Source organism: Parabacteroides bouchesdurhonensis (genome assembly GCF_900186615.1).
GTDB classification, from domain to species: Bacteria; Bacteroidota; Bacteroidia; order Bacteroidales; family Tannerellaceae; genus Parabacteroides; species Parabacteroides bouchesdurhonensis.
The window spans coordinates 2,617,749-2,631,308 of the sequence record NZ_LT896588.1 but is presented as its reverse complement, the minus strand read 5'-3'; the positions used below and the strand labels follow the sequence as shown (position 1 = coordinate 2,631,308).

Sequence of the window (13,560 nt, the reverse complement as noted above, 5' to 3'; positions counted from 1 at the left end):
TCAAACTTCGATAGGGATAATTTTCAATTTTGGGGACTTGTTAGACAGTCTCATTATCTGGTAGCAGTTTACACAGCACCGGATCGTTTTTGATACGCTCCAGTTCCTCCTGCACAATCTGCTTCACCTCTTCCTTGATGCGCCGGTAGTTCGCCTGCACCGTTTCCTTCATGCGGTCGTTGCCGTCCTCGTCCGTGAAGTTTGTAATGACGGGAATTTTCTTGTAGGCACTTTCTTCCCGTTTCACCTTTTCGGCATCCACCACAATCTCGCAATGAAAAATCTTCTGCTCGATACGCTCGTTGAAGTTGTCGGATACAGAACCGACAAACATTCCCTGCGTAAGCCCGGAAATCTTACTCGGTGGAATGAGCGCGTCCATCTGCGTGTTGATGGAGGTGGAAACATCCTGCCGGTTGATGGAGATGGACTGCCGTTTCTGCAACACCTTACCGAACCGCTCGGAGAGCGTCTTGGCTGTTTCCCCCACCACCTGACCGGAGAAAATATTGCCGACAGTGTTCATCACCACTTTCGCCTCTTTGTCCCCGTAGTCACGCACTAACTGGCTGAAATCCTGAAAGCCCAGACACACGGCAACCTTGTTGCTTCGGGCGGTAGCTATAAGATTGTCCAACCCTTTGAAGTATATTGTGGGCAACTCGTCGATGATGACCGATGACTTCAGCATCCCCTTCTTGTTGATGAGCTTCACGATACGGGAATTATACAGACCGAGTGCCGCACCGTAGATATTCTGACGGTCGGGATTGTTACCCACGCAGAGGATTTTCGGCTCTTCGGGATTGTTGATGTCCAGCGTAAACTCGCTGTCTGACATCACCCAGTAGAGCTGCGGTGAAATCATCCTCGAAAGCGGGATTTTTGCCGACGCTATCTGACCCATGAGCTGCTCCGCAGCCCCTCCAAGCCACGCATCCATGAACGGCGAAAGGTAGTTCTCCAGCTCCGGATAAGAGGTCAGTATCGGAAATATATCCTCGTAACGGCGGTTCAGAAACTCGATAGCATGGGGAAACGTGCAAAACTTCCCGTTCTGATAGATTTTGAGATACCAGATAATACTGGCAAACAGAATGATAGGTGACTCCACGAAGAAGTCGCCCTGCTTTTGCACCCACGTTTTATTGAGGTTGAGCATTATTGTGTAGGCACTCTCATAGGCATCCGTAATATCTTCCATAAAATCCGGGTGAATGGGATTGCACCGATGAGAGCGTCGCGGGTCGTCGAAGTTGATCACATAGAACTTCGGCTTTACCTTGTAGCCGTCCGGGTGGTTCAGCAAATGGTTGTAGGCAATAGTAGATAGGTCGGGATACTTGAAATCGTAGATGTATTGACTAAAGCCCTTTTCAATCTGTTGCTTGATAAAATTGTTTACCACGGCATAGGACTTGCCGCTGCCCGGCGTACCCAACACGATGGACGCACGGAAGGGATTAACTACATTGATCCAACCGTTGTTCCAGCGTTTCCTGTAATAGAAACGTGTCGGCAGATTGACCGAATACTCGCTTTCGATAAGCCTCGTTTCCTGCATGAAACTCTCGTTCTCGTTGTTGAAAACATCCTCCATCAAATTGTGTTTCAACAGGCGGCTCATCCACAGACCACCCATCAACAGGCAGACATAGCCCGTTCCAATGGTAAGGACATACAGTCCCGTCACCGCTTCAAGCGGCAGCGGCAGGGGCAGCAACCACCAGTTCAGGAAAAACAGCACGAACCCGACGGCAAATGCTGTCCAGATTCTCCCCCAAGTGATTTTCTCACCCTTGACACCCTTCGTACCCAGACAGGACAAGGCAAGCAAAAGGACGGAAAACAGCTTCGTGTAGAGAATGGAATGGAACAGCCCCGCCGTGCGGTCGAAGTTCAGAAGGATTTTGTCCACCACGCCGATGTTCACGCCCCACAGCCGGATGGCTTCGTAGCAGAACCAGTACACGTTCATGACCACTAAAATGATACTCACGGCACGCAGAAAATCCATGATTTTCGCCAATGCCCTCAAATCGTCTTCTTGTTGTGACATACATTGATTTTTTAATTGTTGATACTCTGATTACATACCCAAGCCCTTGCGTTTTTTCTTCTTTTTGCGCTTCATCGCCCGGATGAAAGCCTCTTCCTCGGCATCTACCGCCGGACCTTCGGGAGTGAGCAAGCCCATACCGCCCGATATATCTTCACTGTCGTAGGCGGTCTGCCCGTGTGCCTTGTCCGCAGCATCCACAGGGATGGATAGCGGTATCGGCGGTTGTCCGGCGTATGGCAGGGTGAAGTGTTCCTGCAAGGCATTCGCCGAAAGCTCCTTACCCATGCGCGAACCGTTCAGCACGCATCCCGTGCGGTGGTCGATGAAGGTAGCCCCATAGATGCGCCCTTCCTCTGTGTAGCGCAGTACGGTGTCGATGCCCTTCTCTTTGAGTTGGGATACAAATTTGTCCTTGTCATAAGTGCCTTGCAGCACGGAAAGGACGGTGCGTTTCGTCATGTCTGCCAGTTTCCTATCCTTGATTTCCGATTTGGAACGGACAAACTTCTTCTGTACGGCTTCATAGCCTGCGGACTTCCCGAAAAGCGAGGATTTGAACGGGTTGCCCACCTTGTTACCCTTGTCGTCCGTGACGGAATAGACCAGCCCGTGATACTCCCGTCCGCGCACGTTGCCCCTCGCTTCCTCCACCGTCATATTATATAAGGAAAGGAGCGCACGGTATTCGCCCATCGTCTGGAAACGGTACTGCCCATTCAGAGCCTTCACGGTGTTGCCTACCTGCTTCTTCACATCACCTGCCGATGCGGCCACCTTGCGCAACGGATTATCCAATCTCTGATTTTTACGTTCTGCCGGATGCAATCCGTACTTCTGTTCCAGTTCCCTGCGGATACGGTCGCTGCGGCGGTAGAGAAAATCCCGGTTGAGCCTTTTCCCGTTCTCGTCCACGTTGACCGTCACGATGTGCAGGTGGTGGCGGTCGATGTCCTCGTGCTTGAATACAAGATAAGGCTGGTTTCCGAAACCGAGTTTTTCCAGATACTCGCGGGCGATATTCTGCAACTCAATATCGGTCAGCACATCCTCCGGGTGCGGGTTGAGAGAGATATGCACCACCGGCTTCTCGATCTTCATCTGCGGTGGCAGGAAGGTGAGAAAACCCTCCATCGCCTTGCCTATGTCCACCGTTCCCGAACCGTCATTGTAGATGCGGTTGGTGGTGAGAAGCCGCCCCTGCGCCTCGTTAATCTTCTCCCCGTTGTAGGCAATCGCGCCGTACAACGAACTTCCTACACTGATTTTTGCGACCATTTTGCCTCCATTTCCCTTGAAAGTTCCACAATCCGGCGGCTCAGTTTCACGAGTTCGACGGTGTGTTGCTCTAATTTGTAGAGCAACGCCATCGCCTTTTTCTCTGAAAAATGCAGCCTCAGTTCCTTCACGACTTGGTTGTAATTCGTACCCACGGCACGGAATTGTGCATGAAAATCCGACAGTTTGGTGTAATAGTCCACCAACGTCTTGTCCACCTTCAGCACCTTGAACGGTTGCCCGAAGAAGTGCGCTTTGAGGAAAACAGACCGTGCATAGACACCCGATTTTCCGAACATGGCGAGGAAACGGTTGTGTTCCTCCTCGTTGAAACGGACGGTGTACCGGTACACCGCCGGATCAAGTTTGGGATTTCTCCCTGATTTGCTTTTCCTTTTCTCTTTCATATTACTTTGGATTTAGCGGATTGACGGCATAAGCCGCCGCTTCGGATTACAGCACCGCAGTTCTGAAAGGCTTCCCGACTTCGGAGGGAAAGCCCGCCCCCTGCAAGGGCAAGTGCTTTTCGTGGCTGCTCAAAATATTTTGAGCGGCTGAAAAGACATCTTGCTATGTTCAGGTGAACATAAAAATCCGTCAGGGGACGGATTGGGAAAATACCTTTCAGGACTCCGGGCCGCGCGTCATCGGCGAACCCTGCTGTCCGGGTGCAAAGTTACGCCCTTAAAGCGGTATCGGACAGATGCTTGACCCGGTCAATGACTGCCAACCGGCGCAACGTGCCGCCACTTGCCGGAGAAGTGATACAGGTTCCAAAATATACTTGTTTATTTGCAGCATGATTCAAGAAACGAACGATTTGAAGATATGATAAACGGAACATTCAAATACCCGGAAATCCGCTTCTTCGGATACTTGCCGAAACGGATACCCGAACCGTCGGAAACCCGGTTCTCCGACAATTCGGTGACGTATGGATTCAATGACTTCATGACGCAATGTCGTCAATCACCATTTGTCCGACGCACCGCTTCACCACAGAACCGGATACGCGACGACCCGCCTGCGTGTGTAGTCACGGAAGCGGATGGTGCGACAGCCAAATCCGTATGGAAACAGAAAAACAAATCATCAACAATTAAAATAAATGGAACTATGAGTAAGGAAATCTTCGTTGCATTCGCAACACAGAAAGGTGGCATCGGCAAATCCACTGTCACGGCACTTGCCGCCAGCTACCTGCACAACGTGAAAGGCTACAATGTCGCCGTCGTGGACTGCGACGACCCGCAGCACAGCATCCACGGGCTGCGCGAACACGAAATGGGGCTTATCGACAGCAGCACCTACTTCAAGGCTCTCGCTTGCGACCATTTCCGCCGGATCAAAAAGAACGCCTACACCATCGTCAAAAGCAATGCGGTGAACGCCCTCGACGATGCCGAGAGGATGATTGCCACTGAGGACGTGAAACCCGACGTGGTGTTCTTCGACATGCCCGGCACACTCCGAAGCAACGGCGTGATAAAGACGCTCTCGCAGATGGACTACATTTTCACTCCGCTGAGTGCCGACCGCTTTGTCGTGGAGAGTACCCTGAAATTCGTCACGATGTTCCGCGACAGGCTGATGACTACCGGACAGGCGAAAACAAAGGGGCTGCATCTGTTCTGGACGATGGTGGACGGCAGGGAGAGGAACGACTTGTACGGCATCTACGAGGAAGTGATAGCCGAAATGGGCTTTCCGGTACTTTCCACCCGCTTGCCCGACAGCAAGAAGTTCCGCCGTGACCTTTCGGAAGAGCGCAAGAGCGTTTTCCGCTCCACCATCTTCCCGATGGACACGGCACTGCTGAAAGGGAGTGGCATCCGGGAGTTTTCCGAAGAGATAAGCGACATCATCAGACCGCAGTGAGCATGGGCAGCAGGAAAGTGAACACGGAAGGCATCGACGAGGAACTGCTGTTAGCCTCCATCGGGCGGCGCACACAGGACGGGACACTGCGCCCCGCACAGGAAGTACCCGCAGCTGCACCGACCGAAGAGGACACCGCCGCACCGGAACCATCTCCTGTGCAACCCGTAACACGGGAAAAAGCGCAGAGGGAAAGTGGACGCCGGAAAAGGCAGGACGAGGACTACAACGAGCTATTCCTGCGCCGCAACGAGATAAAGACCCGCCAATGTGTCTATATCAGCCGTGACGTCCACGGCAAGATCCTCAGAATCGTGAACGACATCGCCGGAGGGGAAATCTCAGTAGGCGGATATGTGGATACCGTGCTGCGCCAGCATCTGGAACAGCACAAGGAGAGAATCAACGAACTGTACAAGAAACAACGTGAAGATCTGATTTGAAAATGGAAAAAGAAATGACACCGAATGAAAAAAGACCACAGCAAGACTGCGGAGGTATGTTTACCCAAGTGCAGGCGAGTGTGGAAATACTGTCGCCTGTCCCGGTAAGCGGCAAATGCAGTGAGAAGGACTATGAACGCCTGTTCATCCGCGACCCGGAAGTAAAGGCACGTGAGGGGAAGATGGCGTATGTGCGCCCGGAGTACCACGAGCGTATCATGCGTATCACCCGTGTAATCGGGCATGACCGGCTTACGCTGTCCGCTTACATCGACCATGTGCTGACGCACCACTTCAACCAGTGCGAAGATGCGATAAAGAGCCTTTATGCCCGAAATTACAATTCAGTATTCTAACCAAAAACGGAAGGATATGAATTACACAATCAGCATGACAGACATTCTGCTGGCGGTATCGGTCGGCTGCAACCTCTGGTTCCTGTTCCTGCTCCTTTACGAGCGCATCATGGACACGCGGATTGTCCGCTTCTTCAAGGGCATTGTCGGATTATGGCGGTCACTGGACGGGAATGAGGCTAAACGCATAGCGGCACACGAGGAAGTCCCTGCGGAAAAGGCGGACATCATCGGCAAGAGCCGTTTCAGGATGGCATCCACCCGGACAACCGCTGCCATACCGACGCAAGAAGCCGCCACTATTGAAAAAGGCATTGAGCTGTCGGAGGAAGAGGCTACTTTTGACGACGGAAAAACGGGAAACGCATCCCGCCCGGCACAAGTCCCGGAGGAAAAACTCGATGAGACCTTCACGAGCATACCGCCGGAGGAACTGGGATACGGGGACGACGAACCGGAAGAGGACGCCTCGGACACGCCACGGGCTTCGGGCAGCAGCTTTGACGAGATTGACGACGCCTGCAAGACCGCCAAAAACCCGGACGCGACACAGGCGGAACGTGAAAAGGCGGCTAAGGTGTTCACCGACATGGAGGGCACGGAGTTGTACGAGAAAATGATGGAAGGCTCTTCGGAGATAGGCATCCGCATCAAGGGGCTTATCGAGATTCGGCTGAAGAAATCTGAAAAGGAGTTCGTCGTGCCGGACAACATCGAGGAGTTCGACATTCGCAACTATGTATGACAACAATAAAAGAAATGAACATGAAAGAATGACATCAACCCACGCGGCGAGGAAACGCAAGGCGCATCCCCATCCGCAACGGACACGCCCACGTCCGTGGAAACAAACGGGCATCCACTAAAACCAAAGTAAAGAAACAAAGTATCAACCGCCCGACAAAGGACCATCCACCCTTTTGACGGCAAAAAACAAGAACAGTTTATGAACAAGAACATCTTGAAAAACAGAAAAGCAATCCTCTCCGCGGCACTTGTCATCGCCGCAACCGCCTCCGCTTTCGCGCAGGGAAACGGCATCGCGGGCATCAACGAAGCCACCTCTATGGTGAGTTCTTATTTCGACCCCGGAACTAAACTGATATACGCCATCGGTGCAGTCGTCGGGCTTATCGGGGGCGTAAAAGTGTACGGCAAGTTTTCATCGGGCGACCCCGACACCAGCAAGACAGCCGCCTCGTGGTTCGGCGCGTGCATCTTCCTGATTGTTGCCGCCACCATCCTGCGCTCATTCTTCCTTTAATAAATAATGTATGGCTGAATACCCAATCAACAAGGGTATCGGCCGTCCGGTAGAGTTCAAGGGCTTGAAGGCACAGTACCTCTTCATCTTCTGCGGAGGTCTGCTGGCTCTCTTCGTCCTGTTCGTCATCCTCTACATGGTCGGTATCGACCAGTGGATATGTATCGGCTTCGGCGCGGCATCGTCCTCCCTCCTTGTATGGCAGACCTTCGCGCTGAACGCCCGGTACGGTGAACACGGGCTGATGAAATTAGGAGCGGCACGGAGCCATCCCCGATACCTTATCAACCGGCGGCGGATAACCCGTCTGTTCAAACGACAACGAAAGGAAGAAAGACAATGAGGAATACATCGAAAATGACAACACTGGAAAACAGGTTCCCACTTTTAGCGGTGGAGCATGGCTGCATCATCTCAAAGGACGCCGACATCACGGTGGCTTTCGAGGTGGAACTACCGGAACTTTACACCGTGACGGGTGCGGAGTACGAGGCGATACACAGTTGCTGGTGCAAGGCTATCAAGGTGCTGCCGGACTACTCCGTCGTCCACAAACAGGACTGGTTCATCAAGGAACGCTACAAACCGGAGCTTCAGAAGGACGACATGAGCTTTTTAAGCCGCTCTTTCGAGCGTCACTTCAACGAGCGTCCGTACCTGAAACACACCTGCTACCTCTACCTGACCAAGACAACAAAGGAGCGTAACCGGATGCAGAGCAATTTCAGCACGCTGTGCCGGGGACATATCATCCCGAAGGAGCTGGACAGGGAAACCACGACCAAGTTCTTGGAAGCCTGCGAACAGTTCGAGCGCATCATGAACGACAGCGGGCTTGTCAGGCTGCGCCGCCTCTCCACCGATGAGATTGTGGGTACTGAGGGAAAGACGGGACTTATTGAACGCTACTTCTCGCTCATGCCGGAAGGTGACACCACCTTGCAGGACATCGAGCTTTCGGCAAGGGAGATGCGCATCGGCGACAACCGCCTGTGTCTGCACACCCTCTCCGACGCGGAAGACCTGCCGGGCAAGGTGGCTACCGACACCCGTTACGAGAAGCTCTCCACCGACCGGAGTGACTGCCGACTGTCATTCGCCTCCCCGGTGGGGCTTCTGCTCTCCTGCAACCATATCTACAACCAGTATGTGCTGATAGACAACAGTGAGGAAACCTTGCAGAAGTTCGAGAAGTCCGCCCGTAACATGCAGTCGCTATCTCGCTATTCAAGGAGCAACAGCATCAACCGCGAGTGGATAGACCAATACCTGAACGAAGCCCATTCCTACGGACTGACCTCGGTACGGGCACACTTCAACGTCATGGCGTGGAGCGACGATGCGGAGGAACTGAAGCATATCAAGAACGACGTGGGCAGCCAGTTGGCAAGCATGGAATGCGTGCCGCGCCACAACACCATCGACTGCCCGACACTCTACTGGGCGGCGATACCCGGCAATGCGGCGGACTTCCCGGCGGAAGAGAGTTTCCACACCTTCATCGAACAGGCGGTGTGCCTGTTCACAGAGGAAACCAACTACCGCAGCTCGCTCTCGCCCTTCGGCATCAAGATGGTGGACAGGCTCACGGGAAAACCGCTGCACCTTGACATCTCCGACCTGCCCATGAAGCGAGGTATCACGACCAACCGTAATAATACCCTATATTTTTACCATTTTTATATTGTTTGAGTTTGTATATAAACAACTGATATTTAGAGATTATTAGGAAAATGATTTGGCTTTTGATTTGCTGTTTTTTCCGATAATCTCTATTTTTGTATGCAAATCGTATGTACAAAATAGACGTATAACAATAAACAAGGCAGCCTATGTTCAAGTATTCAAAAGATGGCATATCCGTACTATCGGTACTGGATGCACGTAGGGCGAAGAAAAGCGGTCTGTTCCCTGTCAAGATACAAGTGATACACAACCGCAAGCAGAAATATTATTCCACCGGAAAGGAATTGTCCAAAGAGGACTGGGAAATCCTTGCCGAAAGCAAGAGCCGCAGACTGATTGAGATACGGGCAAGCGTGGAAAACAGTTTCTCCATCATAAAAAGCCAAGTGGAAGCCCTTGCGGAACGTGGGGACTTCTGTTTCGATGCGCTCAGCATGAGGTTGGGCAGGTGTACTGGTACAACCCTTAACACAGCCATACAGGGGAAAATAGACGCATTCAAACTCAACGGGCAGGTAAATTCCTATTATAACTACCGCAGCACGTTGAAAAGCATAGAACGGTTCGCAGGCGGCAGCGTGCCGTTCTCTGCGGTTTCTGCGGACTGGCTGTCACGCCTTGACAAGTTCCTGCGGAACGAGGGCAAGACCGTCACCACCATAAATTTCTATATGAAAGCCCTTAAATGCGTGGTGAATGACGCAAGGCGCAACGGGATTTTAAAAGAAGCCCAATACCCGTTCGGCAGGGGGAAGTACGAGATACCGAGCGGTAACAGCCGAAAGTTAGCCTTGACGATGGAACAGATAAAAAAAGTCGTGACATACAAGGGCAGCAAGACCGTTGAGAAGTACCGGGACTTTTGGTTTTTCTCCTACCTGTGCAACGGTATCAATTTCAGGGATATGCTTTTCTTGCGGTATGGGAACATCGTGGACGGTGAAATCTGCTTTGTACGCTCCAAGACATCGCACACGTCCAACCATATACGGGAAATAAGGGCGGTGCTTACTCCCGAAATGCGGGATATTATAAAACGGTGGGGAAACCCAGACGATGGGAATCCCGATACTTTCCTGTTCAAGTATGCCAAAGACACAGAGGACGAATTTGTCATTTCCAATATTGTCAGACGGGTAACGCACCGTTGCAACATCGCTTTGGCTAAAATAGCCCAAGCTGTCGGTGTCCCCCGTTTCACGACCTATTCCGCCCGGCATTCCTATGCGACTGTCTTAAAACGCAGCGGAACGAACATCGCTTACATATCCGAGAGTTTGGGGCATTCAAGCCTTGCCATCACGGAGAACTACCTCGCCAGTTTCGAGCAGGAGGAGCGGATAAGGAATGCGCAGTTATTAACCAAATTCGATTGAGCCATGCCGAACAAGAAAACCAAGACGGTGAAGATTAGACACCTTGAATGTTTCAGTGCCATTTACGGGGAACTGGCGCAGAATCCCGAATACGCAGGCTACGAAATAGAAGAAGCCGTACTGCAAGTGAAATCATATATTCCCCCTACTGTTAAAGACGTGGACAAGGCGATAGAGAAAATAAGGTTCAGCCATGCCACCCGTAAATACAAGTACCCCGTATTCGAGGGCAGGGAACTGATAGACCAAAAGACATTGGCGAAAATGGCGGGCGTGAGCAGGCAGACCGTAGCCCGGTGGGAGGAACTCGGTTTCATATCCCGTTCGGACATAGGGCTGTCGGGAAACAAATATTTCGTAATAAAAGAAGTCGTTTCCCAACTTGAAAGGTTAAAGGATGTGAAATAGCGGCATTCGCATAATCACTTAACATACATAGGACAAACGGTGTGTTGGAAGGACAAAATCACCAATACATCGTTTGTCCCTTTTTTTATCCCGCTCCAATCTTGCCGGATGTCCTGCATTGTCCCAAGTTGTCCGGTCTGTGTCAAGTGATTAGCAATTGAATAATCGGTTTCTTTTATTCTTCCTTTGCGGCATCAACCGGTTGCAACGGCTATGACGGTAGCCAAGTAATAACTAAAAAAGGAAGAAAATATGACGAACATTATTCTGACAACGCCCGAAGAACTCCGGGCTATCGTGAGCGAAACCGTTTCCCAGTCATTGGCAGGATTCACCCAGCCGAGGAACGAACCCGACAACCTCACGCCCGATGTGGCGGTAGAGGTGCTGGAACGACACGGTTTTCTGATTTCAAAGGCACGGCTCTACAAGCTGACCGCAAAAAAGGAAGTGCCGTTCCGCAAATACGGGAACAAATTGCTTTTCTCACGGAAAGAGCTTCTCACGTGGGCGGAAAACCTTGCAAAAAGGGTGAACGACAAGGACGAGGCGGCACTCGCCATCGCCAAGAGCGCAAACCGGAAAATCCGTAACTATGGAAAATAAGAGGAAAGAAGAAGCCGGGCAGGGTGTTACCATGCAGAAAGAGGATTTCGCAGCCCTTTGGAAAACCATTCATTTAAAGGTGACGGACACTTACGAAGTGCCGCCCGAAATACTCTGGGTGAACGGCTCTACCATTGGCACGCTGGGTAATTTCAGCGCATCCACAGGCAAAGCCAAGAGCAAAAAGACATTCAATATTTCCGCCATTGTTGCGGCAGCGTTGAAGAATGACGAGGTACTGAAGTATTCGGCATACCTGCCACCGAACAAACGGAAAATCCTCTATGTAGATACCGAGCAGAGCAAATACCATTGCCATAAGGTCATGGAGCGTATTTTGCGACTTGCCGGACTGCCTACCGACAAGGACAGGGACGATTTTGTTTTCATCGTGCTAAGAGAGCAGACCCCCGACAAGCGGAAACAGATTATCGGCTATATGCTTGAAAATATGCCCGATGTGGGGTTGCTCATCATTGACGGAATCCGTGACTTGATGTACGACATCAACAGCCCCAGCGAATCAACCGACCTAATCAACCTTTTGATGCGCTGGTCAAGTGGGTATAACCTGCATATCCATACTGTTCTACATTTAAACAAGGGGGATGACAATACAAGGGGACATATCGGTACGGAACTGAACAACAAGGCTGAAACCGTCCTGCAAATCACGAAAAGCCAGCAGGACGGCAACATAAGCGAGGTAAAGGCGATGCACATACGTGACCGGGAATTTGACCCGTTCGCATTCCGTATCAATGACAACGCTTTACCCGAAATCGTGGATGATTATGTATTCCAACAACCTAAGCAGGACAGGAACTTTTCGCTTACGGAACTGACTGAACAGCAACACCGGGAAGCGTTGGAGAACGGTTTCGGCAAGCAGGTGGTACAAGGCTATTCCAATGTCATAGCGGCATTGAAACAGGGTTATGCGAGTATCGGTTACGAGCGTGGACGCAATGTTCTTGTGTCGCTTAACAAGTTTCTTGTGAACAAGCGCATGATTGTGAAAGAGGGCAAGGGCTACCGCTATAATCCCGATTTCCATTATTAAAAGTCAGTTTGGTTTAGTCCGGGTGTATATACAAGAGGAACGGACTTACTATTTCCCTGTATCGGAACAGGCAGGTTTAGTATGGTACGGGTGTATATATAACGGACTAAACAGGACTGGTGCACTTTTCAACTATTTTTTAATCCCCAAAAAGAAAATGTTATGAACATCGAAGATGTGAAACAAATACCCATCGCAGACTATCTGCACAGTTTAGGTTACTCTCCTGTCAAGCAGCAGGGTAACGGCTTATGGTACAAATCACCGTTAAGGGAGGAACACGAACCGTCTTTCAAGGTGAACACTGACCGCAACCTTTGGTATGACTTTGGCGCAGGCAAGGGCGGCAACATCATCGCACTGGCAAAGGAACTCTATTGTTCAGACAGCTTGCCATACCTTTTAAACCGGATAGCGGAACAGACACCGCACGTCCGTCCGGTCAGTTTTTCTTTTCCCCAGCGTAGGACAGAACCGAGCTTCCTGCATTTGGAAGTCCGTGACCTTACCCATCCGGCATTGCTCCGTTATTTGCAGGGACGGGGTATCAATGTCGAACTGGCAAAAAGAGAATGTAAGGAACTCCATTTTACCAATAACGGCAGACCGTTCTTTGCTATCGGTTTCCCGAACATGGCAGGAGGTTACGAGGTTCGCAATTCCTTTTTCAAAGGCTGCATCGCCCCGAAAGACATCACCCATATACGGCAGCAGGGAGAGCCGAGAGAGAAGTGTTTGGTATTCGAGGGGTTTATGGACTATCTTTCTTTCCTCACGCTCCGGATGAAGAACTGCCCGACCATGCCCGACCTTGACAGGCAGGATTATGCCATTCTTAACTCTACCGCCAATGTGTCGAAAGCCATTGACGTGCTGTACCCGTATGAACGCATCCACTGTATGCTTGACAATGACAAGGCTGGATATGAAGCGACACGGGCTATCGAATTGGAATACTCCTACCGTGTGCGTGACTTCTCGCACAATTATAGGGGATATTCGGACTTGAACGATTATCTGTGCGGCAGGAAGCAGGAACAGAAAAACGAAGCCAGCCAAGTGCAGGAAACGAAGCAGGAAACCGGACAACGTGCCGCCCCAAGACAAAAGAGAGGCAGGGGCATTTAATCCGGCAGGACTACC

The 13,560-nt window shown here is 51.2% G+C and carries 15 protein-coding genes and 1 pseudogene; 12 read left to right on the top strand and 4 right to left on the bottom strand.

Annotated features, from left to right (window positions below; translation table 11 throughout):
• Positions 1-40: 40 nt before the first annotated feature.
• From mobC to C1721_RS16320, 4 genes are all read right to left on the bottom strand, one after another.
• Positions 41-2,059 carry a conjugal transfer protein MobC gene (gene mobC / locus C1721_RS11445; protein ID WP_004291482.1) on the bottom strand — a complete coding sequence of 673 codons (2,019 nt, stop codon included), beginning with the start codon at positions 2,057-2,059 and terminating at the stop codon, positions 41-43.
• A 30-nt stretch (positions 2,060-2,089) separates the two neighbouring features.
• Entirely contained in the window at positions 2,090-3,337 is a 1,248-nt protein-coding gene (gene mobB, locus C1721_RS11440; RefSeq protein WP_004291483.1) for a conjugal transfer protein MobB, read from the bottom strand.
• Positions 3,316-3,744 (bottom strand): conjugal transfer protein MobA, encoded by a 429-nt coding sequence (mobA, locus tag C1721_RS11435; RefSeq protein WP_004291488.1) that lies wholly within the window; start codon positions 3,742-3,744, stop codon positions 3,316-3,318. Before mobA ends, mobB begins: the two co-directional genes overlap by 22 nt.
• A 381-nt stretch (positions 3,745-4,125) precedes the next feature.
• Positions 4,126-4,290, bottom strand: a complete 165-nt coding sequence (locus tag C1721_RS16320; RefSeq protein WP_196029218.1) for a hypothetical protein — start codon at positions 4,288-4,290, stop codon at positions 4,126-4,128.
• On the opposite strand from C1721_RS16320, the gene C1721_RS11420 reads away from it, so the two are divergent.
• The 12 genes and pseudogenes from C1721_RS11420 (at position 4,289) to C1721_RS11365 (ending at position 13,545) form a co-directional block, all read left to right on the top strand.
• Positions 4,289-5,215, top strand: a complete 927-nt coding sequence (locus C1721_RS11420) for a ParA family protein (RefSeq protein ID WP_005783105.1) — start codon at positions 4,289-4,291, stop codon at positions 5,213-5,215. The genes C1721_RS16320 and C1721_RS11420 overlap by 2 nt on opposite strands.
• 2 nt (positions 5,216-5,217) lie before the next feature.
• Positions 5,218-5,658, top strand: a complete 441-nt coding sequence (locus tag C1721_RS11415; protein ID WP_004291503.1) for a DUF3408 domain-containing protein — start codon at positions 5,218-5,220, stop codon at positions 5,656-5,658.
• 2 nt (positions 5,659-5,660) lie between these two features.
• Positions 5,661-6,014 (top strand): DUF3408 domain-containing protein, encoded by a 354-nt coding sequence (locus tag C1721_RS11410; protein ID WP_004291505.1) that lies wholly within the window; start codon positions 5,661-5,663, stop codon positions 6,012-6,014.
• Between the two features lie 16 nt (positions 6,015-6,030).
• Positions 6,031-6,759, top strand: coding sequence for a hypothetical protein (locus C1721_RS11405; RefSeq protein WP_004304280.1), 729 nt, complete (start codon positions 6,031-6,033; stop codon positions 6,757-6,759).
• A gap of 201 nt (positions 6,760-6,960) precedes the next feature.
• Complete coding sequence (locus C1721_RS11400; RefSeq protein WP_002560983.1) at positions 6,961-7,278, top strand: DUF4134 domain-containing protein; 318 nt, start codon at positions 6,961-6,963, stop codon at positions 7,276-7,278.
• Between the two features lie 10 nt (positions 7,279-7,288).
• On the top strand, positions 7,289-7,621 hold the full coding sequence (locus C1721_RS11395) for a DUF4133 domain-containing protein (protein WP_004291514.1): 333 nt from the start codon (positions 7,289-7,291) through the stop codon (positions 7,619-7,621).
• Positions 7,618-8,934: pseudogene (locus C1721_RS11390) on the top strand (TraG family conjugative transposon ATPase); the annotation flags it as partial. The gene C1721_RS11395 and the pseudogene C1721_RS11390, both read left to right, overlap by 4 nt.
• A 176-nt stretch (positions 8,935-9,110) precedes the next feature.
• Complete coding sequence (locus C1721_RS11385) at positions 9,111-10,340, top strand: site-specific integrase (RefSeq protein WP_102408427.1); 1,230 nt, start codon at positions 9,111-9,113, stop codon at positions 10,338-10,340.
• Between the two features lie 3 nt (positions 10,341-10,343).
• Positions 10,344-10,748: a MerR family transcriptional regulator gene (locus C1721_RS11380; RefSeq protein ID WP_102408426.1), complete on the top strand. Its 405-nt coding sequence runs from the start codon at positions 10,344-10,346 to the stop codon at positions 10,746-10,748.
• A gap of 252 nt (positions 10,749-11,000) precedes the next feature.
• Entirely contained in the window at positions 11,001-11,354 is a 354-nt protein-coding gene (locus tag C1721_RS11375; protein ID WP_005856071.1) for a helix-turn-helix domain-containing protein, read from the top strand.
• On the top strand, positions 11,344-12,417 hold the full coding sequence (locus C1721_RS11370; RefSeq protein WP_007656440.1) for an AAA family ATPase: 1,074 nt from the start codon (positions 11,344-11,346) through the stop codon (positions 12,415-12,417). Before C1721_RS11375 ends, C1721_RS11370 begins: the two co-directional genes overlap by 11 nt.
• Positions 12,418-12,579: 162 nt before the next feature.
• A complete protein-coding gene (locus C1721_RS11365) occupies positions 12,580-13,545 on the top strand; it encodes a toprim domain-containing protein (RefSeq protein ID WP_102408425.1) in 966 nt (321 codons plus the stop codon).
• Positions 13,546-13,560: the final 15 nt, after the last annotated feature.

Coding starts and splice junctions, on each gene's coding strand:
- C1721_RS11395 (WP_004291514.1), top strand. CDS start 7,289: ATGGCTGAATACCCAATCAACAAGGGTATCGGCCGTCCGGTAGAGTTC.
- C1721_RS11365 (WP_102408425.1), top strand. CDS start 12,580: ATGAACATCGAAGATGTGAAACAAATACCCATCGCAGACTATCTGCAC.
- mobA (WP_004291488.1), bottom strand. CDS start 3,744: ATGAAAGAGAAAAGGAAAAGCAAATCAGGGAGAAATCCCAAACTTGAT.
- C1721_RS11405 (WP_004304280.1), top strand. CDS start 6,031: ATGAATTACACAATCAGCATGACAGACATTCTGCTGGCGGTATCGGTC.
- C1721_RS11370 (WP_007656440.1), top strand. CDS start 11,344: ATGGAAAATAAGAGGAAAGAAGAAGCCGGGCAGGGTGTTACCATGCAG.
- C1721_RS11385 (WP_102408427.1), top strand. CDS start 9,111: ATGTTCAAGTATTCAAAAGATGGCATATCCGTACTATCGGTACTGGAT.
- mobB (WP_004291483.1), bottom strand. CDS start 3,337: ATGGTCGCAAAAATCAGTGTAGGAAGTTCGTTGTACGGCGCGATTGCC.
- C1721_RS11375 (WP_005856071.1), top strand. CDS start 11,001: ATGACGAACATTATTCTGACAACGCCCGAAGAACTCCGGGCTATCGTG.
- C1721_RS11420 (WP_005783105.1), top strand. CDS start 4,289: ATGACGCAATGTCGTCAATCACCATTTGTCCGACGCACCGCTTCACCA.
- C1721_RS11415 (WP_004291503.1), top strand. CDS start 5,218: ATGGGCAGCAGGAAAGTGAACACGGAAGGCATCGACGAGGAACTGCTG.
- mobC (WP_004291482.1), bottom strand. CDS start 2,059: ATGTCACAACAAGAAGACGATTTGAGGGCATTGGCGAAAATCATGGAT.
- C1721_RS11380 (WP_102408426.1), top strand. CDS start 10,344: ATGCCGAACAAGAAAACCAAGACGGTGAAGATTAGACACCTTGAATGT.
- C1721_RS11400 (WP_002560983.1), top strand. CDS start 6,961: ATGAACAAGAACATCTTGAAAAACAGAAAAGCAATCCTCTCCGCGGCA.
- C1721_RS11410 (WP_004291505.1), top strand. CDS start 5,661: ATGGAAAAAGAAATGACACCGAATGAAAAAAGACCACAGCAAGACTGC.
- C1721_RS16320 (WP_196029218.1), bottom strand. CDS start 4,290: ATGAAGTCATTGAATCCATACGTCACCGAATTGTCGGAGAACCGGGTT.